We start from the raw sequence: 22,435 nt of genomic DNA, 5'->3' as shown, positions 1-22,435 counted from the left end.
AGAAGAGCAGTTGCGAGGGGGTGACGCGGTCGATGTAGATCAGGAGATCGAACTGATCGGCGAGCCCTTCGTCCCAGAATTCATCCTCCCATCTCAACGCGCCGATGTGGCGGAACTTCATGCCGTTGATCCATTCGAGGGCGGGTGACTGCTCCTCGCGCAACCGTCGCAGGTCGAGCATGAAGAACGGTTCATCGAGTTGGTGGAGCAGATACTCGATCGTTCCGGGCGGGGCCGTCTGTACGTCGTGCTGCAGCTCCTCCGAGCCGGGAACGATGATCGAGCAGCGCCCGGCGTGGAAGGTGAAGCCGACATTGAGGTAATCGGCACCGAGCGCCTCCTCCAGATGGCGTCCCATTCGGTTCTCCGCTCGGGAGACGTGGCCGTTATGGCCCCAGATGACCATCCGCGAATCGGGATTTTGCTGCCGGATCCAAAGCAGATTCTCCGCCATGCAGCGATCCCGCCAGTAGACTCCCTCGTCCAGACTCAGGTACTGTCTGATGAGGGTGACCAGCTGCCGCTGCAGGGTACAACTTCGGGCATCTGTGGCTGAACGGTCGATCCGGCTCTCGATCCGGTTGAGGTTGCGTTCGATTTCGGAGGCCGCGAGCGAGTCGATCCGGGCCCGATTCCTGCGGTCGTAGCTCAGCACGCTGTCCAGCTTCGGGGCGATTTCATCCAGCAGCTGCCGGGTGGTGGCATCCTTTCCCGCTTCCTGGCGCAACAGCTTCACGGCCTGATTGGCCGACTGCATGTCGATGCCCCGGAAATGGATCGGATGGCCGTCGACGTTCCGCTGCCGCATCCACTCGATCAGCGAGAGCACCTCGTGCGTATCCCAGATCCACATTTCCAGTCCGAAGAGCGCCGCTATGGCCGTTCCCTGACCGTTGCGCAGGTAGTTGTCCAGCGGGATGCCCGCGGCCATGTCGGCTTCGAAGACCACCTGGTCGAACCCCTGCCGGGTGGCCAGGTGGCGGATCAGACGCTCCTTCATGCGGAAAATTTCGCTGGCTCCGTGGGAGTTCTCGCCCAGGGCAACCACCTGACTGTGACCGATCAATGTGTCGAATGACCGTAGGTCGACGGAGTCCGCATCGGTCGCGTCGCACCCGCTCAGCGGATGGATATAACGCCGAAGCTCCGCCTTCTCGCACCGTGTGAGCCGGCTTTTGGGGACCGGGATGCGTGGATCGCGGAGTTTGCGGCCGTCAATCCGGATTTCGAACCGGTCGAACCAGACCCGGCCTCCGCCTTTCAGCAGGCCGCCGAAACGGACGCCCGAGGCCGAGTCGGGTATCTGCTGCCGGAGCACCATGCGCTGCCACTCCGTCGTGCCGCGCAGGCCGCGTCCCGCAGTGTCGGCCGCCAGGAGATCGTCGTCTTCCGTTTCGGTGAGGATAAGGAACAGATCGGCAAATCCCTCGGTGACCTCCTCCGTACGGACCCAGCCACTGAGTTCGATCTCATGGCCGGCTACCAGCGTGTCGGGCAGCTCCTGGGAGAAGCGGGCCCATGTGTATTTGGTCGTATCGACCTGCTCCAGCCGCAGGCTGTAGCCGCCGTGTTTGCGGCAGTTGCGGTCGCTTGCGGCGGCGTAGCCGTAGTAGACCGAGTCGGGCAGGCTCCATTGGGAGGGGTGGTTCCGGTAGTCGGTGTCCTCGAAATCGAGATTGTAAAGCGTCGTGCGGTTGCATCCGCATAGCAGTGTGCTGCCGAGAAGCAGTGCGCCTGCAAGGAGCCGGATAAGGGGAGGGGAGTAGCTCATGGTCGTATGGTTTCGGTCGGTTTAGGGTTCTGTTCGGTTTGGTTCGGGCATCCAGGAGACGATCCCCTCGACGGGATTCGCCTGCAGCCAGGCCTTAAGTTCCGCCCGGCTCCGGACGCTGCCCTCGATCACCGCCCGGTAGAGGGCAATGCCCGGGATATGCTCCTCGTCGGGCGTTTCGTACTTCAGCCGCAGAATCGCTTCGCGCGTCTCCTCGGTCAGCGTAGCCGCAATGCGGTCGGCCACCCGTTCGAAATAGCCTGCCCAGGGTGAACCTTCCGCCATGTGGATCATGTCGATCTGCCAGAGACGGCCGTCGTGATCCTCGTATTGCGCATGCCACTCCAGGCACTGGTCTTCGGCATCGAGCAGGTTGGCATACTCCATGCGGCGGATCCGCGGATGGGCGGCAATACGGGCCGCAGCAGCAAAACTCCTTTCCACGCGAAGCGGGGTCGGTGAGTAGACGTGCAGGTCGATGTCGAGGTGTTTGCAGAGCAGCCCCGAGCGGAGCGAGCCGACCTCCTCGGTACGTGCTCCGACAGCCTGCCACGCTTCGTGCAGTCCCATTTCGCGGATGATCTCCCGCGCCCGTTGTTGATTCCCGGCCGCCAGGGCTAGGATCGTTTTCATATGGTTCATCGTTGTTCGGCTATGAAAAATTCCCGGGGGTGGAAGCCGCCGGGAATGGATCGTTCTGACGATTGCCGTCCGTTATCTCCCCAGCAGAATCCGGGCCTGTGCCACGGCGGCCTGGGTGATCTGTGCCCCGGAGAGCATCTTGGCAATCTCGGCAATGCGGTCGTCGTCGCTCAGGCGGGTGATCTCCGTCCGGCTGTTGCGCTTGTAGACCACGAAGTGGGTCGATCCTTTCGAGGCGACCTGCGGCAGGTGGGTGATGTCGACTACCTGCATCGAACCGGCCAGCGACTCGATGATCTCGCCCATGGCGTCGGCAATGCGGCCCGAAACGCCCGTATCGATCTCGTCGAAGATGATCGTCGGCAGCTGCATCCGCTTGGCCAGCAGGGCCTTCAATGCCAGCATTACGCGTGAAAGCTCACCGCCCGAGGCGATCCGCTCGACGGGTTGCGGCGTCATGCGGGCGTTGGCCGTGAAGAGGAACTGCACCTCATCGCGGCCCGTGCGGTCCAGCTCTGCGCGGGGCGTCAGCTCCACGCGGAAAACCGTCTCGGCCATCCCCAGCTTGGTCAGCGTCGCGAGAATCTCCCGGGCAAACCCCGTTGCAGCCTTTTCGCGGGCCTTGTGTAGCCGTTCGGCCAGCGCTTCGGCCTTCCCGACCGCCTCTGCGAGGGCCTTTTCGGCCTCGGCAATTGCCTCGTCGCCGTGGACGATGGCGGCCAGCTGTGCGGCACTCCGTTCGCGCAGGGCGATCAGCTCCGCCTCGTCCGCCACGTGGTATTTCTGCTGCAGGGCGATCAGCGTATCGAGCCGTGCCGAGAGTTTGGCCAGTCGCTCGGGATCGGCATCGAGCCGCTCGCTCTCGTTGGCGGCCGAGGCGTCGATATCCTTCAGCTCCTCGAGTACGGCGTGCAGCCGGTCGGCATATTCACCGGCCGTGGGGTAGCGGTCACGCAGGTGCGCGAGGTTGTTTTCGGCATTTTTCAACTGCATCAGCACACCGGTCTCGTCGCTGTCCAGCGCATTGCGCAGCTCGGTCAGCGTCTCGCCGATGCGGTCGGCATTCTCCAGCACGGCGAGCTCCTCCTCCAGTTCGGCCTGCTCGCCTTCGCGCAGGGCGGCAGCCGTCAGTTCATCGGTCTGGAAGCGCAGCCACTCCTCGTCGCGGCGTCCCCGTTCGGCCTCCTCGCGCAGGGCGGCCAGCCGGCGGCGCAGCTCGCACATCCGGCCGTACTGCTCGCCGTAGCGGGCCAGCAGCTCGCCGTTTCCGGCCACGGTGTCGAGGGCCGACGTGCGGAACTCCTCCGACGAGAGGATCAGGTTCTGGTGTTGCGAATGGATGTCGATCAGCCGCGTGCCCAGTTCGCGCAGCTGGGCCAGCTGCACCGGGACGTCGTTGACAAAGGCCCGGCTCTTGCCCGCCGGGGTGATGATGCGCGTCAGGGAGGTCTCCTCCGCGTAGTCGAGGTCATTCTCCTCGAAGAAGGGCTCCAGTCCGCACCCCTTCAGGTCGAAGGTTCCCTCCACGGTGCAGTTGCGGGCCGCATCCTTCATGGCCGAACCGTCGTTCTTGGCCCCCAGCAGCAGCCCCAGCGCCCCGAGCAGGATCGATTTGCCGGCTCCCGTCTCACCCGTGATGATGTTCAGATGGGGGTCCAGCTCCATTTCGAGTTTGTCGATAAGTGCGTAATTTTCAACCGACAGACGACGCAGCATAGTTTTTTCGGAATTGATTGTTCAGTGATTGGCTGTCGCGGGACGCGGCCGTCAGCGGGTCAACAGCCCCTCGATACGGTCGACAATGCGTTCGGCCACCTCGCGTTTTGACATCAGCGGAAGCTCCTCGCTGCCCGCATGGTCGATGAGCGTCACCTTGTTCGTGTCGCCGCGGAATCCGGCGCCGGCGTCGCGCAGCGAGTTCAATACGATAAAGTCGAAGTTCTTGCGCTGGAGTTTCGACTGGGCGTGGGCCTTCTCGTCGTTGGTCTCCAGGGCGAATCCCACCAGCAGGCGGCCGCCCTTGCGGGCACCCAGCTCGGCGGCAATGTCTTGCGTGCGGCGCAGACGGATAAAGAGTTCGCCGTCGCCCTTCTTGAGTTTGGTTTCGGAGACGCTTTCGGGGGTGTAATCGGCCACGGCGGCACACATCACCGCTCCGTCCGCCCGATCGAAGGCCTTCACCGTGGCTTCGTACATCTCGGCGGCCGAGAGAACATCCACCCGCTCGACTCCCGGTGGGGTGGGCAGTGCTGTACGGCCCGAGACCAAGGTCACCTCGGCACCGCGTGCGGCCAGTTCGCCGGCGATGGCGTAGCCCATCTTGCCCGACGAGTGGTTCGAGATGAAGCGCACGGGATCGATTGCCTCGATCGTGGCTCCGGCCGTGACGATCATCCGTTTACCGGCGAGCGTCTTTTTTTTTTCGTCCGTTTCGCCGAGCAGCCTCCCGACGTATTCGGCGATCTGCTGCGGTTCGGCCATGCGGCCCTTGCCGCTCAGGCCGCTGGCCAGTTCTCCCTCGCCGGGTTCGACGATCCGCACTCCGCGGGCGGCCAGCGTACGGAGATTCTGCTGCGTGGCCTCGTGGGCGTACATGTCCAGGTCCATGGCCGGGGCCACGACCACCGGACAGCGCGCCGAAAGATAGGTCGTCAGCAACAGATTGTCGGCCACGCCCGTGGCCATCTTGGCCAGCGTGTTGGCCGTGGCCGGAGCGATCACGTAGCAGTCGGCCCATTCGCCCAGCGAGACGTGGGAGTTCCAGGCGCCGTTCTCCGGATCGAAGAACTCCACCAGAATGGGTCGCTTGGAGAGGGTGGCCATCGTCAGCGGGGTGATGAACTGTTTGGCCAGCGGGGTCATCACCACCTGTACTTCGGCGCCTGCCGTCTTCCATAAACGACACAGCATGGCAGCCTTGTAAGCCGCTATGCTGCCCGTGATGCCCAGGAGAATGTGACGGCCGGCCAGATTGTGGCCCGCCGCAGTCGGAGAGGTCATTGTCGCCCGGGGATTAGATCTCCTTGAAGGTATCGTCCTTGCCCTCCTTGTAGACCAGTTCGTGATCGAGGAACTCCTCGGTGGCGATGATCGTCGGTTTGGGCAGGCGCTCGTAGTAGCGCGAGATTTCGATCTGCTCGCGGTTTTCGAAGGTCTCCTCCATGGTGTCGGTCGGCGACGAGAAGTCGGCGAGTTTGCGGTTGAGTTCGGTCTTGAGCTCCGTGGCAATCTGATTGGCGCGTCGGGCGATGATGTTGATGCTCTCGTAGACGTTGCCGGTCTCCTTGTCCAGATCCACCAGCTTGCGCGTGATGGTGTTGTTGGGGATGTTCTTCTTGATTTCCATCTTATATATTGTTGTCCTTGTTGTTGCGGTCGAGATAGTCGCGGGCGTGCTGGGCCATGCGGTCGAGTTCCCGGATGTGGGTCGACTCGGGGAACTCCTCCTTGAACGAGAGGTAGGAGTCGAGCATGGCCAGGTAGCGGTCGGTCTGCTTGTCGGCGATCGAGTTGCTGGCGAAGCGGTAGCTCGATTCGACGATCAGATACATGATCTCTTCGCGGTGTTTGCTTTCGGGGTACTCCTTCAGGGCATTCTTGAGCGCCGTGATGGCCGACTTGTAGCGTCCGATCTTGTAATAGGTATAGGCGTTCAGGTAGGCCTTTTCGTGGAGCCGTTCGGTGAGTTCGGTGTTGATCTTCTTGAACTCCTCGATGCGCGAGCTCTGCGGGTAGCGCGACATGAACTCGTTGATGGCGATCAGGGCCTGACCGGTGACGGTCTGGTCGCGCGAGGGGGCAGGCGAGAGGAAGAAGAAGCAGAGGGCGTACATGCCTTCGGCATCCTCGATGAAGGCGCTGCGGCCGAATTTGCGGCGGAAGTCGTCGAGTTCGGTCGAGGCTGTTTCGTAGTCGTGGTTCTTGAAGCGGCTGCGGGCCTTGTAGAAGGAGACGGTGTCTTCGCGCGAGGTGCCCTGATAGTAGTGCTCCACGCCCTCGAAGAGTGTGATGGCGCGTTGCCATTTGCCGTTGTCGTAATACTCCAGCGCCTTGCTGTAGATCAGTTCGGGCTGCCCGCTTTTCAGGAGTGCATTCATGCCGGAGCATCCGCTGAGGAAGAGGGCCGCCGCCAGGGCGCACAGGGCGTATGAGAAAGTCTGCTTCATTTGAGAATCTTTTACGGCGCTTTATCGCGCAAAGTTACGCATAAATTAACGATTTGCAAAAAAAATATTGCCCTGCCCGCGGGAAAAGGCCCTTGTGTCGGGAGGTTTGGGCTGTTGCGGCCCCCTGCCTGCCGGGTATCGTCTAATTGGGTGGAAGAAAGGCACTTTCCGGCTTCGGACGTGAAAAAAGATTTGCAAATGTGGATTATCTTTCTTATCTTTGCCTTATGCGATGAAACAGGGTTCTGGCCTTTGCGGGCCAGGATTCTTATTTTTTATGTTTTATTTTTTGGAGGTTCCGCTCCGGACGGGGCCTCCGGGGAATGATTGAATTATGGCAAAAGAGACTATTTATCTGACAGCCGAGGGGTACAAGAAACTCAAGGACGAACTCGACCACATGCGTTCCGTCGAGCGCCCGGCTATCTCGGCGGCGATTGCGGAGGCTCGCGACAAGGGCGACCTTTCGGAGAACGCTGAGTATGATGCGGCCCGTGAGGCGCAGGGGCTGCTCGAGATGCGGATTGCCAAACTCGAAGACACGATTGCCAATGCCCGGGTCATCGACGAGTCGAAGATTGACAAGAGCAAGGTGCAGATTCTGAGCAAGGTGACGCTGCTGAATCACAATACCAACAAGCAGATGACCTATACGATCGTAGCCGAGCACGAGGCCAATCTGCGCGAGGGCAAACTCGCCATCGGCACGCCCATTGCCAAGGCACTGCTGGGTCACAAGAAGGGTGACCGTGTGGATGTGAATGTGCCGGCCGGAACGATTCACTTCGAGATCCTCGACATCTCGATCTGATCCGGAGCCTGGAAAAGACATACGACCTACCGAGAATTCGGTATTTTTATCGGGACCGCTTGCCGCGGTCCTTTTTTTTCGTACCTTCACGGCGATGAAGATGCACCTCACGCTCCGACGATTGACGGCAGCCTTTTTGCTGCTGACGCTGCTCGGCGCCTATGCCGGGCAGAAGGTGCATATCTATCTCGAGGACCATGCCCATTTTGCCGCCCATTGCGGCGATCTGCTGCCCGACAACGGAGCCCGGGAGGAGATCGTCGGGTATTGTCCCGTTGACAACTACCACTTCTTTCCCTATCTGGCGCAGAGCCTGCCGGCCCCGCAGTTCCACGGCGAGGTGCTGGCCGTGCTGCAGCCCCAAGCTACGCGGTGTTGTTGCGCACAGCGCGTGACGGTCCTTTCGCTGCGGGCGCCTCCCGGGTTTGACCGCTGACGGAAGCGATGCGCGGGGCGTATCGCATCGGGTCCCTGCACGGGCAGGGGCGCAGGCGTCGTATGCCTGCCTCCGGGGCTTCGAAAGCCTTCGGAACGTTCCCCAGTTGTCAAACCGATTGAAAATCCATTTATGAAAAATATCCTTTTGGCGGCACTGCCTTTGCTGTTGCTGCCCTGTTTCGGCGCAGCGGGCGCCGAGGCTCCCCGCAAAGCCACCGACGCGAACCTTTTCGGACACGTCGTCGACCGCACGACGCACGAACACCTGGCCTATGCCACGGTCTCGGTTGTCGGCACCACCTTCGGCACCACCACCGACGCCTCGGGCCACTACTTTCTGAAGAACCTCCCCGAGGGGCGGCTGCTGATCGAGGTCCGGGCGCTGGGCTACGCCCTACGGCGCGACTCCGTCCAGCTGACACGCGGCACGACCCTCGAACTGAATTTCGAGGTCGAACCCAGCGGCATTGCCATGGACGAGGTGGTTGTCTCGGCCAGCCGTTCGGCTACGCTGCGGCGCGAGGCTCCGGCGCTGGTGAGCGTCCTCGACGCCCGGCTCTTCGAACGCACCGAGGCGTCGTGCCTGGCCCAGGGACTGTCGTTCCAGCCCGGCGTGCGGGTCGAGAACGACTGCCAGAACTGCGGCTTCACGCAGGTGCGCATCAACGGTCTGGACGGCCACTATTCGCAGATTCTGGTCGATTCGCATCCGCTCTTTTCGGCCCTGACGGGGGTCTACGGCCTGGAGCAGATCCCCTCGAACATGATCGAACGGGTTGAGGTGCTGCGCGGCGGCGGTTCGGCGCTTTTCGGGTCGTCGGCTATCGGCGGGACGATCAACGTCATCACCCGCGAACCGACGCGCAGTACGGCGCAGTTCTCCCACCGGCTGCTCTCGCTCGGCGGCAGCCACTCCTACGACAACACCTCGATGCTCAACGCCTCGATCGTCTCCGAGAGCGGTCGCGCCGGATTCGGCATCTTCGGCCAGAGCCGCCACCGCTCGGGATACGACCACAACGGCGACGGCTTTACGGAGCTTCCGCAGCTTGAGAGCCGTTCGCTGGGCATGCGCACCTTCCTGCGGACGGGGGCCTATTCGCGGCTGACGGCCCAGTATCACCATCTCAACGAGTTCCGCCGGGGCGGCGACCTGCTGAAACAGCCCCCTCACGAGGCCAATGTGGCCGAACAGGCCGACCATGCCATCGACGGCGGCAGCCTTTCGTTCGACCTCTCGTCGGCCGACCGCCGGGACCGCTTCAATGCCTACGCCTCGTTCCAGCATACGGCCCGCAAGAGCTACTACGGCAGCCGGCAGGATACGCGGGCCTACGGCACGACCCGGGATCTGGTCGTGGCGACCGGCCTGCAGTATGTCCATGCCTTCGAGCGGTTGTGGTTCCTGCCCGCCGAGCTGACCCTTGGGGCCGAATACAGCTACGATGATCTGGCCGACCGTTCGGTGGGCTATGACATCCATACCGATCAGCGGGTGCATATCGTCGGCGGCTATCTGCAGAACGAGTGGAAGTCGGAGAGGTGGTCCTTCCTGCTGGGCGGGCGTCTGGACAAGCACAATCTGGTCGATCACGTGATCTTCAGCCCACGGGTCAACCTGCGCTTCAACCCCACGGAGTCGGTCAACCTGCGGTTGAGCTACGCCGCCGGCTACCGGGCTCCGCAGGCCTTCGACGAGGATCTGCACGTCGCCATCGTGGGCGGCGAGCGGGTTCGCATCCGGCTGGCCGACAACCTGCGCGAGGAGCGTTCGCACAGCGTCAGCCTCTCGGCCGACCTCTACCACAACTTCGGATCGGTGCAGACCAACCTGTTGATCGAGGGTTTCCACACCCGGCTGAAGGATGTCTTTGCGTTGCGCGACCTGCAGCAGCCGGACGACGGCGGCAAGATCCAGGAGCGTTACAACGGTTCGGGAGCGACGGTGACGGGGTTGAACCTCGAGGGGCGTGCGGTCTTCACGCGCTGGTTCGAGCTGCAGTCCGGCATGACGTGGCAGCGCAGCCGCTATGTCGAGCCCGAGGCGTGGAGCGACGACCCCGAAGTGGCGCCCGTGCGGAGGATGTTCCGCACGCCGGACCTCTACGGCTACTTCACGGCATCGTTCAAACCATGGCGCCGCCTGACGGCCGACCTCTCCGGCACCTGTACGGGCGAAATGCTCGTGCAGCACAAGGCCGGTTCGGGCGTCGGGCAGGATGTGGCCGTCACGACGCCGGCCTTCTGCGACGTGAATCTGAAGGTGGCCTACGACTGGCGGATCTACCGCGACGTCACACTGCAGCTCTACGGCGGCGTGCAGAACCTCTTCAACGCCTATCAGCGCGATTTCGACCGCGGCATCGAGCGGGATTCGGGCTATATCTACGGACCGTCGCTGCCGCGCAGCTGGTTTGTCGGCGCGAAGATCTCATTCTGAGGGTTGTCCGGGGCGGTTTGCCGCCTTCGGGCGTCTTCAGAAGCTCTTCCTGTTGCATAAAAACGGCCCCGATACGCGTATCGGGGCCGTTTGTCTTCGCGGTTGCCTGCTGGCAGCCGTCGGGCTACAGGGCGTTGATCTCGTGCAGCACGCGGTTGGTCTTGTGGACGGCTTCGGCCGAGGCGGCGAACTTCGCGGCCTCCTCCTTGGTGAGCTCCACCTCGACGATCTTCTCGATGCCCTTGCGGCCGATGATCGCCGGTACGCCGATGCAGAGGTCCGACTGCCCGTATTCTCCCTCGAGGTAGCACGAGCAGGGAATCAGCTTCTTCTGGTCGTGGAGAATGGCCTCGACCATCATCGAGGCGGCGGCTCCCGGAGCGTACCAGGCTGACGTGCCGATGAGTTTGGTCAGCGTGGCGCCTCCGACCATCGTGTTCTGTACGGCCTCCTGAAGCTTCTTCTTCGAGGCGAACTGCGTGACGGGAACTCCGTTGACCGTGGCCTTCGACAGCAGCGGGATCATCGTCGTGTCGCCGTGACCGCCGATCACCATTCCGTCGATATTGTTGATGTTGACGCCTGTAGCCTTGGCCAGATAGCACTTGAAGCGCGACGAATCCAGTGCGCCGCCCATACCGATGATGCGGTTTTTGGGGAGTCCCGAGGCCTTCAGGGCCAGATAGGTCAGCGTATCCATGGGGTTGGCCACGACGATGATGATGGCGCGCGGCGAGTACTGGATGACGTTGCCGACGACGCCCTTCATGATATTGGCATTCGTGCCGATGAGTTCTTCGCGGGTCATGCCCGGTTTGCGGGGGATGCCCGAGGTGATGACCACCACGTCCGAATTGGCCGTCTTCCGGTAGTCGTTGGTTACACCGACGAGTTTCGTGTCGAAATCCATCAGCGTGGAGGTCTGGTACATGTCCAGCATTTTGCCTTCGGAGAGGCCCTCCTTGATGTCGACGAGAACCACTTCGCTTGCCACTTCGCGGCAAGCCATCACATTCGCACAGGTTGCACCTACGGCGCCTGCGCCTACGACGGTAACTTTTGACATACTTTTGAGCGTTTGGGTTAGCAGGTAATTCGGATTTGGGGGCGGAGTTGTCCGCTTTGCGGCGGATCCTCATCCGGAACACGGTCAGCGAGACTTTCGTTGCGGCTCCATCACTCTTTTTCACACCTTTTCATTCCGCTGAGGCGGTGCGGACCAGTATCCGTATTCTACCTTGCAGGAGCGGATTGTCCTTGCCGCGGAACATTCGCACGTTTGCGCTTTTCGGGGATTCATACGCTCGGGTATCGGACTCCGTTTGGACTTTTCCCATTCTTTTCCCATTTCCCGTTCTGTCTTGCACAGATTCGTGAGTCCATTGCGGAGTTTTTCTCCCCCCCCCTGGTTCTGCGCGTTCCATCTCCCACACGGCCGCACCGGTTGCGCTTTCTGCGCCTGCAGATGTCGGCTGGTTGCAGCGTCTGCTTTTTCCATGGCCCGTTTGCACACACGGCATCCGGGTTTCAGCGTTGTCGTGCCGGGACCGAGCCCGCCGGGGCTCTTCTCCCGAGAGTTGCGAATCCGTCCGTTGCCGGGGTTGATTGCTCCATTCTCCTGTTTGCGCACACACTCACTTTTTTCCAACCTTTTATTGATATCGGCGTCATGCCTCTCTCCTCGCGATGCGCCTATTCGTGCGTGCCTTCATCCCGCAATATCCCGGCAGCGAACTTCTCCGCCCCCTTATTATGGTCGGAACTATCCGATCAGTTTCTCGTAGTCGGCCGGGCTGAGCAGCTTTTCGAATTCGGTCGGATCGGTCATCTTGACCTTGACGAGCCAACCTTCGCCGTAGGCGTCCTTGTTGACGATCGAAGGATCGGCATCGACGGCGCTGTTGAACTCCAGCACCTCGCCGCCCACGGGCAGGAAGGCGTCGCTGACGGTCTTCACGGCCTCGATCGAGCCGAAGACTTCGCCGGCGGCCAGTGTTTCGCCGACGGTAGGCACGTCGACGAAGACGATGTCGCCCAGCTGGCTCTGTGCGAAATCGGTGATGCCGACAACGGCTACGTCGCCCTCGACGCGGCACCACTCGTGGTCGTTCGAGTATTTCAGATTTGCAGGTACATTCATGGTATTTGAAATTTTTGTTTATGAAATCGGTTTATTCCTTTGCAAATATAACTGTTATTTTTGTAACAGCAAGAAAAATCGTCCTAAATTTCATGCAACTCCGGGCGGATTCTCCCGGCCCGGGCGTGGTTCTCCGATGTGGCGGTTCCTATTTCCGGAGGACGAATTCGATCTCCTTGAAGAGGTATTCGCGGATCGTGCCGTCGTCGTGACGCAGGATCAACTCGCCCGTGGGGCGCACCCCCTCGATGACGGCGTGCGTGAGCGAGCCGTCGGGATAGCGGAACGTCCGCCGCACGCCCAGGTCGTACATGCGCCGGCGATACTCCTCCTGCAGGGCGTTGCGGTCGCCGTGTTCAAGCTGTTCGTAGCGGGCCGTCATGCAGCGTTCGAAGGTCTCGAGCACCTGGCGGCGGTCGTAGCGGCGTCCGGTGAGCTGAGCCATCGAGACGGGATTCGGAAGCGACGGATCGAACTCCGTCTGGTTGACGTTGATGCCGATGCCGAGCAGCGAACGCGAGAGCGTTGCGCCGGCGTAGTTGTGTTCGATCAGCACGCCCTCGAGCTTGCGGTCGCCGGCATAGATGTCGTTGGTCCACTTGATGCGGGTCTCGATGCCGTAGGCGGTGAAGGTGTCGGTCAGCGCCACGGAGAGTGCCTCGCAGAGCAGGAACTGTTCCGTGACGGGCAGGAAGCGCGGTTCGACGACCATCGTGAAGGTGAGATTCTCGCCTTCGGGGCTGAGCCACTGATGGCCGCGCTGGCCGCGTCCGGCGGTCTGGTGCTCGGCCCAGACGATGTCGCCGTGGCGGTATCGCGGGTCGCGGGCGTCGTCGTTGGTCGAGGTGGTCGTGTCGAGGTGGTAGATCATTTTTCGAGGTGTTTGGGTGGGGCGAACCGCAGGGGGTGCCATTGCATCACCCCCCCCCTCCCCGCGGGAGGGGATTCCGGTCGTAGGTCAGATCGAGACGCCGAAGTCGCGCAGGGCGTCGTTCAGCGAGGTTTTCTTGTCGGTGGACTCCTTGCGGCGGCCGATGATCAGCGCGCACGAGACGCTGTATTCGCCGGCGGGGAACTGCTTGCGGTAGCTGCCCGGGACGACCACCGAGCGGGCCGGCACATAGCCCTTGTAGGTGACGGGTTCGGGACCGGTGACGTCGATGATATGGGTCGAACCGGTGATGACGGTGTTCGATCCGAGGACCGCCTCGCGGCAGACGTGGGCCCCCTCGACGACGATCGAGCGCGAACCGATGAAGCAGTTGTCCTCGATGATCACGGGGGCGGCCTGCACGGGTTCGAGCACGCCGCCGATTCCGACGCCGCCCGAGAGATGTACGTGGCGGCCGATCTGGGCGCACGAGCCGACCGTGGCCCACGTGTCGACCATCGTGCCCGTGTCGACATAGGCGCCGATGTTGACGTACGAGGGCATCAGGATGGCTCCCGGGGCGATGTAGGCGCCGTAGCGGGCCACGGCGTGGGGTACGACGCGTACGCCCAGCCGTTCGTAGTCGTGCTTGAGCTCCATCTTGTCGAACCATTCGAGTTCGCCGGCCTGCATCTTGCGCATGGGCTGGATCGGGAAGTAGAGCAGCACGGCCTTCTTGACCCATTCGTTGACCTGCCACTCCTCGCTGCCCTCGGCCACGGGCTGGGCGGTGCGCAACTGGCCGCGGTCGACCAGGTCGATCACCTGGCGGATGGTCTGTCGATAGCTTTCGTCGTGCAGCAGTTCGCGGTTCTCCCACGCCTGGTCGATGCGTGTTTTGAGTTCGTTATGGTTGTCAGTCATCTTGTTCGGTATTTTTCAGGAGGACAAATTTATGGAAAATATCGAATTTTTCCTAACTTTGTCCCAATATCACCCAAACGGTTGTACTTATGAAGCATTATTCCTGGACGATCGCCGTGCTGACGGGCGCGGTGGCATTGGCAACGACCGGTTGCAACAACATGAAACAGATAAAGCATGCTCCCTACCCCGAGACGCCGCGCGGCGAGGTAGTGGACAACTATTTCGGCACCGAGGTGCCGGATCCCTACCGCTGGCTCGAGGATGACAATTCGCCGGAGACGGCCGCCTGGGTGGCAGCCGAAAATGCCGTGACGAACGCCTATCTGGAGCAGATTCCCTTCCGCGAAGCCATCCGCAAACGGCTGACCCAGTTGTGGAACTACCCCAAGGAGGGTGCTCCGGCCAAACACGGCGACTGGTGGTATTACTCCTCCAACGACGGCCTGCAGAACCAGGCGGTGATCTACCGCACGACGGCTCCCGGCCAGCCGGGCGAGGTGTTCCTTGACCCCAATACGCTCTCGGACGACGGTACGGTGGCCGTGGGCGAGATCTCCTTCTCGAAGGACGGCCGTTACTTTGCCTATGCCGCCGCGGCGTCGGGCTCGGACTGGGTCGAGATCCGCGTCATGGATACCGCGACCAAGGAGCTGACCGGAGACCGGATCGAGTGGGTGAAGTTCTCGGGAGCGGTGTGGGCCCCCGATTCGAAGGGCTTCTACTACAGTGCCTATGATGCCCCGAAGACGGGGACCTATTCGTCGCAGAACCAGTTCCAGAAGGTCTTCTACCATGCACTCGGCACGCCGCAGTCCGCCGACCGGCTCATCTACGAGGACAAGGCCCATCCGCTGCGTTACTTCTCGGCCTGGCCTTCGCAGGACGGCCGCTGGCTCTTCATCGTCGGTTCGGAGGGAACCTCCGGTTCGGAGATCCTCGTCCGCAAGGTTTCGGAACGCAGCTTCCGGACGCTGCTCCCGGGCTTCGCCTACGACTACCGCCTCATCGACTGCCAGGACGACAACCTCTACTTCATGACCAACGAGGGGGCCTCGAACTATGCCCTGAAGCGGATCTCGCTGACGAAGCCCGGACAGGTCGCCACGGTGATCCCCGAGCATCGGAAAAACCTGCTCGAAGGGGTGGGCAAGGCCGGCGGCTACCTCTTCGCCTCCTACCTGCAGGATGCACAGAACCGCATCGCGCAGTATGACTACGACGGAAAGCTGGTCCGTGAGGTCGAGCTCCCGGCCATCGGTGCCGTAGGCGGCTTCAGCGGCGAAAAGGAGGCTGCGGAGCTCTACTACACGCTGTCGAACTACACGTCGCCCGCCACGATCTACCGCTACGACATCGCCTCGGGCAAGTCGACCCTCTACAAGGCCCCCGAGGTGGCCTTCGACCCCTCGCTTTACGTCACCGAGCAGGTTTTCTACCCCTCGAAGGACGGTACGCAGGTGCCGATGTTCATCACCCGCCACAAGGACATGAAGCTCGACGGCAAGAATCCCTGCCTGCTCTACGGCTACGGCGGCTTCCAGATCAATATCACACCGGCCTTCAACCCCTCGGCGCTGATGTTCGTCGAGCAGGGCGGCATCTACTGTGTGGCCAACCTGCGCGGCGGCTCGGAGTACGGCGAGGCCTGGCACAAGGCCGGCATGCTCGAAAACAAGCAGAACGTCTTCGACGACTTCATCGCGGCGGCCGAATACCTCATCGCCCAAAAGTACACCTCGAAGGAGCGGCTGGCCATCAACGGTGCCTCGAACGGCGGTCTGCTGGTCGGCGCGTGCGAGGTGCAGCGCCCGGATCTCTTTGCCGTCTGCCTGCCGCAGGTCGGCGTGCTGGACATGCTGCGCTACCACAAGTTCACGATCGGCTGGGGCTGGGCCGTGGAGTACGGTTCGTCGGAAGACGCCGAGCAGTTCTCCTATATTTATAAGTATTCGCCGCTGCACAACATCCGAAAGGGTACGGTCTATCCGGCGACGCTGGTGATGACGGCCGACCACGACGACCGCGTCGTCCCGGCCCACTCGTTCAAGTTCGCCGCCGAGATGCAGTATGCCCAGGCGGGGGATGCCCCGGTGCTGATCCGCATCGATTCGAAGGCGGGTCACGGAGCCGGCAAGCCCACCTCGAAGCGCATCGACGATGCCACCGACATGTACGCGTTCCTCTTCCAGAATATCGGTGTGCCGTATCGCCCGGTCGGGGAGTAGCGGCGGCTGCCGGCAAGAGGTGGCAACGGCACGGGGGCTTCGCTGCGAGGCCCTCCGTGCCTTGCCGAATCAACAGAAGGTTAGGTTAATAAGGAAAAATATGAAGGTCTACAAATTCGGAGGCGCGTCGGTGCGGAATGCCGACGGGGTGAGAAACCTGCGCCGGATCATCGACGACGAACAACATCTCTTCATCATCGTCTCGGCGATGGGAAAGACGACCAATGCCCTGGAGAAGGTCTTCGAGGGGCTCCAGAAGGGCGACCGGCAGCAGTCGCTCGACCATATCGCACAGTTGCGGCAGTACCACGCCGAGATCATTGACGATCTGTGGCACGAACACCGACAGCTGGAGCGTGTCGAGCGTCTTTTCGACGAGCTGGAGCACGTCGCCACACAGACCCGCTACCTCCCCGAAGAGGCCGAGTTGTGGTACGACACGATCGTGGCCTACGGCGAGCTGGTCTCGACGACGATCATCTCCGAGTATCTGAACTACGCCGGGGTTCCGAACCGCTGGATCGACATGCGCCGGTGCTTCGTCACCGAACAGCGTCACAAGGATGCCGGAGTCGATCTTGCGGCTTCGACGCCGCTGCTGCGGGAGGCGGTCAAAGGGGGTCCGGAGACGATCTTCATCGGACAGGGCTTCATCGGCGGGGCGCCCGACGGAACCACCACCACGCTGGGCCGCGAAGGGTCGGACTACTCGGCAGCCGTGGCGGCCAATATCCTCGATGCGGAGTCGATGTCGGTGTGGAAGGATGTCGACGGTGTGCTGAACGCCGACCCGAAGATCTTCCCCGACGCCGTGCAGATCGCCGAGCTGAACTATCTGGATACCATCGAACTGGCCTACAGCGGTGCGCAGATCATCCACCCGAAGACCATCAAACCGCTGCAGAACAAGAATATCCCGCTCTACGTGCGTCCGTTTGGCGACAAGCGCAAGCCGGGAACGGTGATCCGCGGCATGTCGGCGCCGGTCGACGTCCCGATTCTGATTCTGAAGAAGGATCAGGTGCTGCTGACGATCCGTTCGCGCGACTTCTCGTTCGTGCTGGAGGAGAAGTTCGCGACGATCTTCTCGTTGCTCGAGCACTTCCGCATCAAGACCAATCTGATCCACAACTCGGCGGTCAACCTGAGTCTGTGTGTCGACAATTCGTGGCATATCGACGAGGTGGTCCGGGCGTTGCGCGAGTCGGGCTTCGACGTGATGACGACGCGCGACATGGAACTGCTGACCATCCGCGGTTATACGGATGATCTGTGGCGGCGTTATGCCCGCGGTCCGCAGGTCTTCATCCGCCAGGCGACGCAGTCCACCGTACGCGTCGTGCGCAAGAAGCAGGGGCAGTATTGATTGGCCGCCCGATTGGAGCCCATGAAAAAAGAGAGCCCGACGGCTCTCTTTTTTTGTTGTGCGGGTTCCGGATGTTCGTGTGCTTCCGGTTTAGAACGGATCGGTCGCCCCATGGCCCTCTCTCTCATTAGCCCCTCTCTAGAAGACTCCCTGACGGAGACGGTGAAGGATGCCCACGACCGACTGTTCACGAATCTCGCCGTTGCGTTTCATGTTCCAGATCATGCGGGCAATATAGCGTTCGATGTCGCGCTGCAGGCTCTTGTAGAGCGGACACGCCGTATAGTTTTCGTTGTCGAGCAGCACGTCGCGGATCGACCGCAGCGAATTGGTGTAGTTCGACATCTCGTTCTTCAGGGCCACGCCCTGCTTCTGCGAGGCGGTGATCCGTGCGATCGACATGTCGCGCAGCTTCTCGCAGACGGTGTTCAGCAGCACCATCACCACGTTGTCCATCAGCGTGTGGCCGTGCATGAAGAGGTAGGTGTTTTCGGGTTTCACGCCGCGCTGCCGGAGCTGGGTCTCGAACTCCTTCATGGGTTCGATCATCCGCGGATTGCGGCGCTTGAGCAGTTCTTCGCGCTTGGCGACGTTGCGCTGCAGCCATTCGAGGGTGCGTTCGCCGTTGTTCTCGATCTCGAGGTAGCCCAGCCGCACCGACGATTTGAAATCGGCCAGCGGGAAGACGTGCTCCGAGGCCAGCTGCGCCGAAAAGGCATACCAGAGGAAGAGCGGGTAGATCGTGCAGGAGTATTCGTGCAGGAAGCGCACGAAGTCGAAGATGCGCGTATCGTTCTTGGTGGCCTTGACGCAGACGTTGTGCAGCGAGGGGGCGTAGCAGAGGTAGTTCTCGGTGGCGTAGGCGTAGGTGTGGAACATGAAGCGGGCGTCGGCCAGCTGGCGCGACTGTTCGGTGCGCCCGGCAAAGAGGTAGTCGAAGTCCGAGTCGACGCAGAGGATCATCTCCTCGGACGACTGGGGGATCATCCCCAGCAGCACCTTCTTGCCCTTGGGCAGGTCGCCGCGGTCGGGCACCGAGATCTCGAAACGCAGATAGGGGTTGCGGAAGTGGTCGAAGATGCCGCGCCAGAAGGCGACATCCTCATAGCCTTCGACATAGACCTTCACCAGCCGCTGGTCGGGGTTGGCCGGCAGCGGGCGGGGGAGCTCCTCGAGGCTCTTCGCATGGGCGAAGGGGTGTGATTTGCGGGGTTTTTCGGTGAACTTCCTGGCCATACGCATACAAAGATAAATAATTTCGTATTTTTGCGCAAAATAAAGGCGCCCGATCGGCGTTTAATTCCTACCTTCCGAACACGATTTATGGCAGACAACGACTGGAAATCCCGCTTGGGGATGGTTTACTCGACCAATCCCGACTTCAAATACGAGACCGCCGCGAAGCCCGAGGCGGAGACTCTTCCGCCGCAGCGGCAGGAGCTGCGCGTATGGCTCGACCGCAAGCAGCGCGCCGGCAAGGTCGTCACGCTGGTGCGGGGCTTCGTCGGGCGCGACGAGGATCTGCAGGCTCTGGCCCGGATGCTCAAGACCCGGTGTGGCGTCGGCGGAGCGGCCAAGGAGGGCGAAATCATCATTCAGGGCGACCACCGCGACCGCATCGTCAACCTGCTCACCAGCAGCGGCTACCGTTGCAAAAAGGCCGGCAACTGAGGTGAGGTGGGCGCTGTTGTTCGTGTTGCTGCTCACCGCGCTGCTTTTCGGTGTGCGGCATGCCGAGGCCCAGTATTACACGTGGGGCTCGGATCCTCCGCTCAAGTGGTCGACGATCCGTACGCCCGACGTGCGGATGATCTATCCCGATACGGTCTCGGAGCTGGCGCGGCGCACGCTCTTCTACATCCGCGCCGTGCAGCCCGACATCGCCTACGGCTTCCGCCACGGGCCGATGCGCATTCCGTTTGTCATGCACCCCGAGAACTTCGAGTCGAACGGACTGGTGATGTACCTTCCCAAACGCGTGGAGTTTCTTACCTCGCCGGCCATCGACAGCTATTCGATGCCGTGGTACAAGCAGTTGGTGGCCCACGAGTACCGCCATGCCGTGCAGTACAACAACCTCAACCGGGGGATGATCCGCGTGCTGAGCTACATCCTCGGGCAGCAGGGCTCGACCATCGGTCTGCTGTGCATGCCGGTATGGGCCATGGAGGGAGATGCGGTGATGTCCGAGACGATGATGTCGTCGTTCGGCCGCGGACTGCAGCCCTCCTTCTCGATGGCCTACCGGGCCATGGGCAGCGTCGGGCGCGACCACCGCAACATCGACCGCTGGTTCTGCGGCTCCTACCGCGACTACATCCCCGACCATTACGAACTGGGTTATCAGATCTGCTCCTACGCCTGGGAGCGTTACGGCGAGAATGTCTGGGACCGCGTGGCGTGGTTTGGGTCGCGCAACCCCTACATGCTGGCCACGACGCGCATCGCGCTGGAGAAGTACTACGATACGAATGTCAGCCGGCTCTTCCGCGAGACGTTCGACGAACTGGAACGCTTCTGGTCGTCGCTGCCCGAGGAGCCGGACACGGCCCGGCCGCTCGTCGAACTCCCCGAGCGCAACCATACCGAATACCAATGGCCGCTGGCGCTGGGCGATACGGCGGTGCTGGCCGTGAAGACCGATCTGGACCGCGTGTCGCGCTTCGTGACGGTGGACCTCCGCACGGGTCGGGAGCGTGAGGTGGCTGCGACGGGGCTGATCTCCACGCGCCCGACGCTGGGCAACGGCCGCGTCTGGTGGACCGAATACCGCCGCTCGGCCCTCTTCGAACAGCGGGTCAATTCGCAGCTCTGCTACATGAATCTGGCCGATGGCCGGACCCGGACGGTCGGTCCGGCCCGGCGGGCGCTCTATCCCACCTCGACTCCCGATGCGCTGGGGTGGGTCGAATATGCGCCCGAGGGCCGTTATACGGTGGTCGTGCGGCGCAACGGCGGAGAGGAGGAGCGCTTCGCGGCGCCCGACCGCACGGAGTTGCACGGACTGGCGTGGGACGACCGGACGCGGGCGTGGTATGTGCTGGTTACGGACGGCAGCGGCATGTGGATCGGACGGATCGATGCCGGGGGGCTGCACGCCGTGACCCGCGGGGCCTACATTACGCTTTCGGACCTGCGGGCCTCCGACGGACGGCTCTACTACGGCTCGATCGCCTCAGGCAAGGATGAGGCTCATTGCTACGATCTGACCGAGAGGTGCGAATACCGCCTGACGACCTCGACCTATGGTTCGTTTGACCCGGCACCGGCCGGGGACCGGCTGCTGGTGACGACCTACGACCGACGGGGATACCGCCTGGCCTCACAGCCGGCTGACAGCGTGCGGATTCCCGTCGAGGCGCGGCGCGTGCCGCTGAACCGGGTCAATCCGCCGCGCCGCCGCTGGGAGGTGCTGAATCTCGATACGGTGCGCTTCGCGATGGCCGACTCGACGCTTCAGAGTTCGGATTTCCGGGCAAAACGCTACGCCAAAGTGCCCAATCTGGTCAACGTTCACAGCTGGATGCCGCTGGCTTTCAATCCCTTCTCTTTGGTCGAGGAGCAGTCGATCGACCTGAATGCCGGTGTGACGCTGATCTCGCAGAACCTGCTCTCGAATACCGAGGCCTACGCCTCCTACGGCTGGAACCGTTCCGAAGGGTCGCTCTTCAATCTGGGCGTACGCTACTACGGACTGGGCATCCGCTTCGATCTCGACGCCTCGTACGGCGGCAACCAGCTCTTCTATTCGCTCGGACAGTACAACGCCCAAACCGGAAAGTATGAGTATCAGTCGCGTCCGGCCCCCGACAAGTACTACTCCGTGGGGTTGTCGGCCACGCTGCCCTTCTATCTGCAACGCGGTTACCATACGCGCCAGTTCTCGGTCTCGGCCCGCTGGAACTACTCGAACGGCATGGTGGCCGATCTGGGCAAGATCGAGTGGGGTGAAGGAGGCGGAATCACCAACATCCAGCATGTCGGCTTCCGCGAGGGGCTGCATCAGGTCGCCTTCGGACTGGGTTATTCGGACCAGGTGCGCATGGCTCACCGCGACTTCGCCCCCCGCTGGGGCTACACCCTCTCGACCAGCTATACGTTCAATCCGGCGGACCGCTATTTCAGCGATCTGATCCTCTTCTACGGACAGGCCTATCTGCCGGGGGTGGTGCGCCACCACTCGCTTTCGGTAGCCGCGACCTACCAGACTTCGATCGGCGGTTACAAGTTCCCGGGGGGCTATGCCCCGTTGAGCTACAAGTCCACGCGCCTCATCCCGCGGGGCTTCACTTCGGCCGACATCGTCTCGAACAACTACACGGCCTGTGAGGCCAACTACCAGTTGCCGCTCTGCTATCCCGAGGGGGGTATCGGCTCGGTGATCTACTTCAAGCGCATCCGGCTCAACGTCGGCGGCGACTACGCCCGTTTCCGGACTCCGGTCGGGGGAGCGCTCGCGTGGCAGCGGATCTGGTCGGTGGGCGGCGACGTGGTTTTCGATTTCAACCTCTTCCGCCAACCCGCCTCGGGCACCTCGACCTTCACCCTCTCGTGCTACCGCCCCTCGACCGGCGGGGTGTGGATCGGCGGATCGCTCGGACTCCCATTTTAGGGAATATTTTGTATCTTTACGGCAAA

At 62.1% G+C, this 22,435-nt stretch carries 18 protein-coding genes; 7 read left to right on the top strand and 11 right to left on the bottom strand.

The genetic code is table 11. The features are described from left to right. From PUQ42_RS06850 to PUQ42_RS06825, 6 genes are all read right to left on the bottom strand, one after another. Positions 1-1,771, bottom strand: a 1,771-nt coding sequence (locus PUQ42_RS06850; protein ID WP_273372225.1) for an erythromycin esterase family protein, incomplete at its 3' end; no start/stop codon positions are given. A 21-nt stretch (positions 1,772-1,792) separates the two neighbouring features. Further along, positions 1,793-2,404, bottom strand: coding sequence for a phosphoglycerate mutase family protein (locus PUQ42_RS06845; protein WP_273372222.1), 612 nt, complete (start codon positions 2,402-2,404; stop codon positions 1,793-1,795). 81 nt (positions 2,405-2,485) lie between these two features. Next, on the bottom strand, positions 2,486-4,129 hold the full coding sequence (gene recN, locus PUQ42_RS06840; protein ID WP_122119758.1) for a DNA repair protein RecN: 1,644 nt from the start codon (positions 4,127-4,129) through the stop codon (positions 2,486-2,488). 51 nt (positions 4,130-4,180) lie between these two features. Continuing rightward, positions 4,181-5,413, bottom strand: coding sequence for a bifunctional phosphopantothenoylcysteine decarboxylase/phosphopantothenate--cysteine ligase CoaBC (coaBC, locus tag PUQ42_RS06835; protein WP_122119757.1), 1,233 nt, complete (start codon positions 5,411-5,413; stop codon positions 4,181-4,183). 13 nt (positions 5,414-5,426) lie between these two features. Beyond that, positions 5,427-5,759: a DNA-directed RNA polymerase subunit omega gene (locus PUQ42_RS06830; RefSeq protein ID WP_087310714.1), complete on the bottom strand. Its 333-nt coding sequence runs from the start codon at positions 5,757-5,759 to the stop codon at positions 5,427-5,429. Position 5,760: 1 nt separating this feature from the next. Continuing rightward, entirely contained in the window at positions 5,761-6,579 is an 819-nt protein-coding gene (locus tag PUQ42_RS06825) for an outer membrane protein assembly factor BamD (protein WP_087310716.1), read from the bottom strand. A 334-nt stretch (positions 6,580-6,913) separates the two neighbouring features. Between PUQ42_RS06825 and greA the strand changes: the two genes are divergently transcribed. The 3 genes from greA to PUQ42_RS06810 all read left to right on the top strand — a co-directional run bounded on the left by greA (position 6,914) and on the right by PUQ42_RS06810 (position 10,268). Then, positions 6,914-7,390 carry a transcription elongation factor GreA gene (greA, locus tag PUQ42_RS06820; RefSeq protein WP_087310718.1) on the top strand — a complete coding sequence of 159 codons (477 nt, stop codon included), beginning with the start codon at positions 6,914-6,916 and terminating at the stop codon, positions 7,388-7,390. Between the two features lie 94 nt (positions 7,391-7,484). Continuing rightward, on the top strand, positions 7,485-7,826 hold the full coding sequence (locus PUQ42_RS06815; protein WP_197714841.1) for a hypothetical protein: 342 nt from the start codon (positions 7,485-7,487) through the stop codon (positions 7,824-7,826). A 132-nt stretch (positions 7,827-7,958) separates the two neighbouring features. Next, the gene (locus PUQ42_RS06810) at positions 7,959-10,268 is read left to right on the top strand and encodes a TonB-dependent receptor (protein WP_273372216.1); all 2,310 of its coding nucleotides are present in this window, start codon (positions 7,959-7,961) and stop codon (positions 10,266-10,268) included. Between the two features lie 124 nt (positions 10,269-10,392). Here PUQ42_RS06810 and mdh read toward each other — a convergent pair whose 3' ends face one another. The 4 genes from mdh to PUQ42_RS06790 form a co-directional block, all read right to left on the bottom strand. Beyond that, positions 10,393-11,334: a malate dehydrogenase gene (gene mdh, locus PUQ42_RS06805; RefSeq protein WP_122119755.1), complete on the bottom strand. Its 942-nt coding sequence runs from the start codon at positions 11,332-11,334 to the stop codon at positions 10,393-10,395. A gap of 696 nt (positions 11,335-12,030) precedes the next feature. After that, positions 12,031-12,408 carry a glycine cleavage system protein GcvH gene (gene gcvH / locus PUQ42_RS06800; protein WP_122119754.1) on the bottom strand — a complete coding sequence of 126 codons (378 nt, stop codon included), beginning with the start codon at positions 12,406-12,408 and terminating at the stop codon, positions 12,031-12,033. A gap of 148 nt (positions 12,409-12,556) precedes the next feature. Then, positions 12,557-13,279, bottom strand: a complete 723-nt coding sequence (locus PUQ42_RS06795) for a biotin--[acetyl-CoA-carboxylase] ligase (protein WP_273372211.1) — start codon at positions 13,277-13,279, stop codon at positions 12,557-12,559. Positions 13,280-13,366: 87 nt separating this feature from the next. Further along, positions 13,367-14,203: a 2,3,4,5-tetrahydropyridine-2,6-dicarboxylate N-succinyltransferase gene (locus PUQ42_RS06790; RefSeq protein ID WP_087404992.1), complete on the bottom strand. Its 837-nt coding sequence runs from the start codon at positions 14,201-14,203 to the stop codon at positions 13,367-13,369. Between the two features lie 89 nt (positions 14,204-14,292). Here PUQ42_RS06790 and PUQ42_RS06785 point away from each other — a divergent pair, with 89 nt between their 5' ends. Continuing rightward, positions 14,293-16,431 (top strand): prolyl oligopeptidase family serine peptidase, encoded by a 2,139-nt coding sequence (locus PUQ42_RS06785; RefSeq protein ID WP_273372208.1) that lies wholly within the window; start codon positions 14,293-14,295, stop codon positions 16,429-16,431. Positions 16,432-16,531: 100 nt separating this feature from the next. Continuing rightward, on the top strand, positions 16,532-17,797 hold the full coding sequence (locus tag PUQ42_RS06780; protein WP_273372206.1) for an aspartate kinase: 1,266 nt from the start codon (positions 16,532-16,534) through the stop codon (positions 17,795-17,797). A 138-nt stretch (positions 17,798-17,935) separates the two neighbouring features. On the opposite strand, the gene PUQ42_RS06775 is transcribed toward PUQ42_RS06780, so the two are convergent. Further along, positions 17,936-19,033: a DUF4435 domain-containing protein gene (locus tag PUQ42_RS06775; RefSeq protein WP_087310901.1), complete on the bottom strand. Its 1,098-nt coding sequence runs from the start codon at positions 19,031-19,033 to the stop codon at positions 17,936-17,938. Between the two features lie 87 nt (positions 19,034-19,120). Here PUQ42_RS06775 and PUQ42_RS06770 point away from each other — a divergent pair, with 87 nt between their 5' ends. Beyond that, a complete protein-coding gene (locus PUQ42_RS06770) occupies positions 19,121-19,468 on the top strand; it encodes a translation initiation factor (protein ID WP_087310734.1) in 348 nt (115 codons plus the stop codon). 1 nt (position 19,469) lies between these two features. Next, positions 19,470-22,409, top strand: coding sequence for a DUF2268 domain-containing putative Zn-dependent protease (locus PUQ42_RS06765; protein WP_273372203.1), 2,940 nt, complete (start codon positions 19,470-19,472; stop codon positions 22,407-22,409). Positions 22,410-22,435 lie beyond the last annotated feature (26 nt).

Origin of the sequence: Alistipes megaguti, from assembly GCF_944320325.1 — a bacterium.
Lineage (GTDB): Bacteria > Bacteroidota > Bacteroidia > Bacteroidales > Rikenellaceae > Alistipes > Alistipes megaguti.
The sequence above is the reverse complement of the archived record's forward strand: the minus strand, read 5'-3'. Positions and strand labels throughout refer to the sequence as shown.

What these genes read in the sequence shown, in the direction of transcription:
- PUQ42_RS06845 (WP_273372222.1), bottom strand. Translation starts at nt 2,404, where the DNA reads ATGAAAACGATCCTAGCCCTGGCGGCCGGGAATCAACAACGGGCGCGG.
- recN (WP_122119758.1), bottom strand. Translation starts at nt 4,129, where the DNA reads ATGCTGCGTCGTCTGTCGGTTGAAAATTACGCACTTATCGACAAACTC.
- coaBC (WP_122119757.1), bottom strand. Translation starts at nt 5,413, where the DNA reads ATGACCTCTCCGACTGCGGCGGGCCACAATCTGGCCGGCCGTCACATT.
- PUQ42_RS06830 (WP_087310714.1), bottom strand. Translation starts at nt 5,759, where the DNA reads ATGGAAATCAAGAAGAACATCCCCAACAACACCATCACGCGCAAGCTG.
- PUQ42_RS06825 (WP_087310716.1), bottom strand. Translation starts at nt 6,579, where the DNA reads ATGAAGCAGACTTTCTCATACGCCCTGTGCGCCCTGGCGGCGGCCCTC.
- greA (WP_087310718.1), top strand. Translation starts at nt 6,914, where the DNA reads ATGGCAAAAGAGACTATTTATCTGACAGCCGAGGGGTACAAGAAACTC.
- PUQ42_RS06815 (WP_197714841.1), top strand. Translation starts at nt 7,485, where the DNA reads ATGAAGATGCACCTCACGCTCCGACGATTGACGGCAGCCTTTTTGCTG.
- PUQ42_RS06810 (WP_273372216.1), top strand. Translation starts at nt 7,959, where the DNA reads ATGAAAAATATCCTTTTGGCGGCACTGCCTTTGCTGTTGCTGCCCTGT.
- mdh (WP_122119755.1), bottom strand. Translation starts at nt 11,334, where the DNA reads ATGTCAAAAGTTACCGTCGTAGGCGCAGGCGCCGTAGGTGCAACCTGT.
- gcvH (WP_122119754.1), bottom strand. Translation starts at nt 12,408, where the DNA reads ATGAATGTACCTGCAAATCTGAAATACTCGAACGACCACGAGTGGTGC.
- PUQ42_RS06795 (WP_273372211.1), bottom strand. Translation starts at nt 13,279, where the DNA reads ATGATCTACCACCTCGACACGACCACCTCGACCAACGACGACGCCCGC.
- PUQ42_RS06790 (WP_087404992.1), bottom strand. Translation starts at nt 14,203, where the DNA reads ATGACTGACAACCATAACGAACTCAAAACACGCATCGACCAGGCGTGG.
- PUQ42_RS06785 (WP_273372208.1), top strand. Translation starts at nt 14,293, where the DNA reads ATGAAGCATTATTCCTGGACGATCGCCGTGCTGACGGGCGCGGTGGCA.
- PUQ42_RS06780 (WP_273372206.1), top strand. Translation starts at nt 16,532, where the DNA reads ATGAAGGTCTACAAATTCGGAGGCGCGTCGGTGCGGAATGCCGACGGG.
- PUQ42_RS06775 (WP_087310901.1), bottom strand. Translation starts at nt 19,033, where the DNA reads ATGGCCAGGAAGTTCACCGAAAAACCCCGCAAATCACACCCCTTCGCC.
- PUQ42_RS06770 (WP_087310734.1), top strand. Translation starts at nt 19,121, where the DNA reads ATGGCAGACAACGACTGGAAATCCCGCTTGGGGATGGTTTACTCGACC.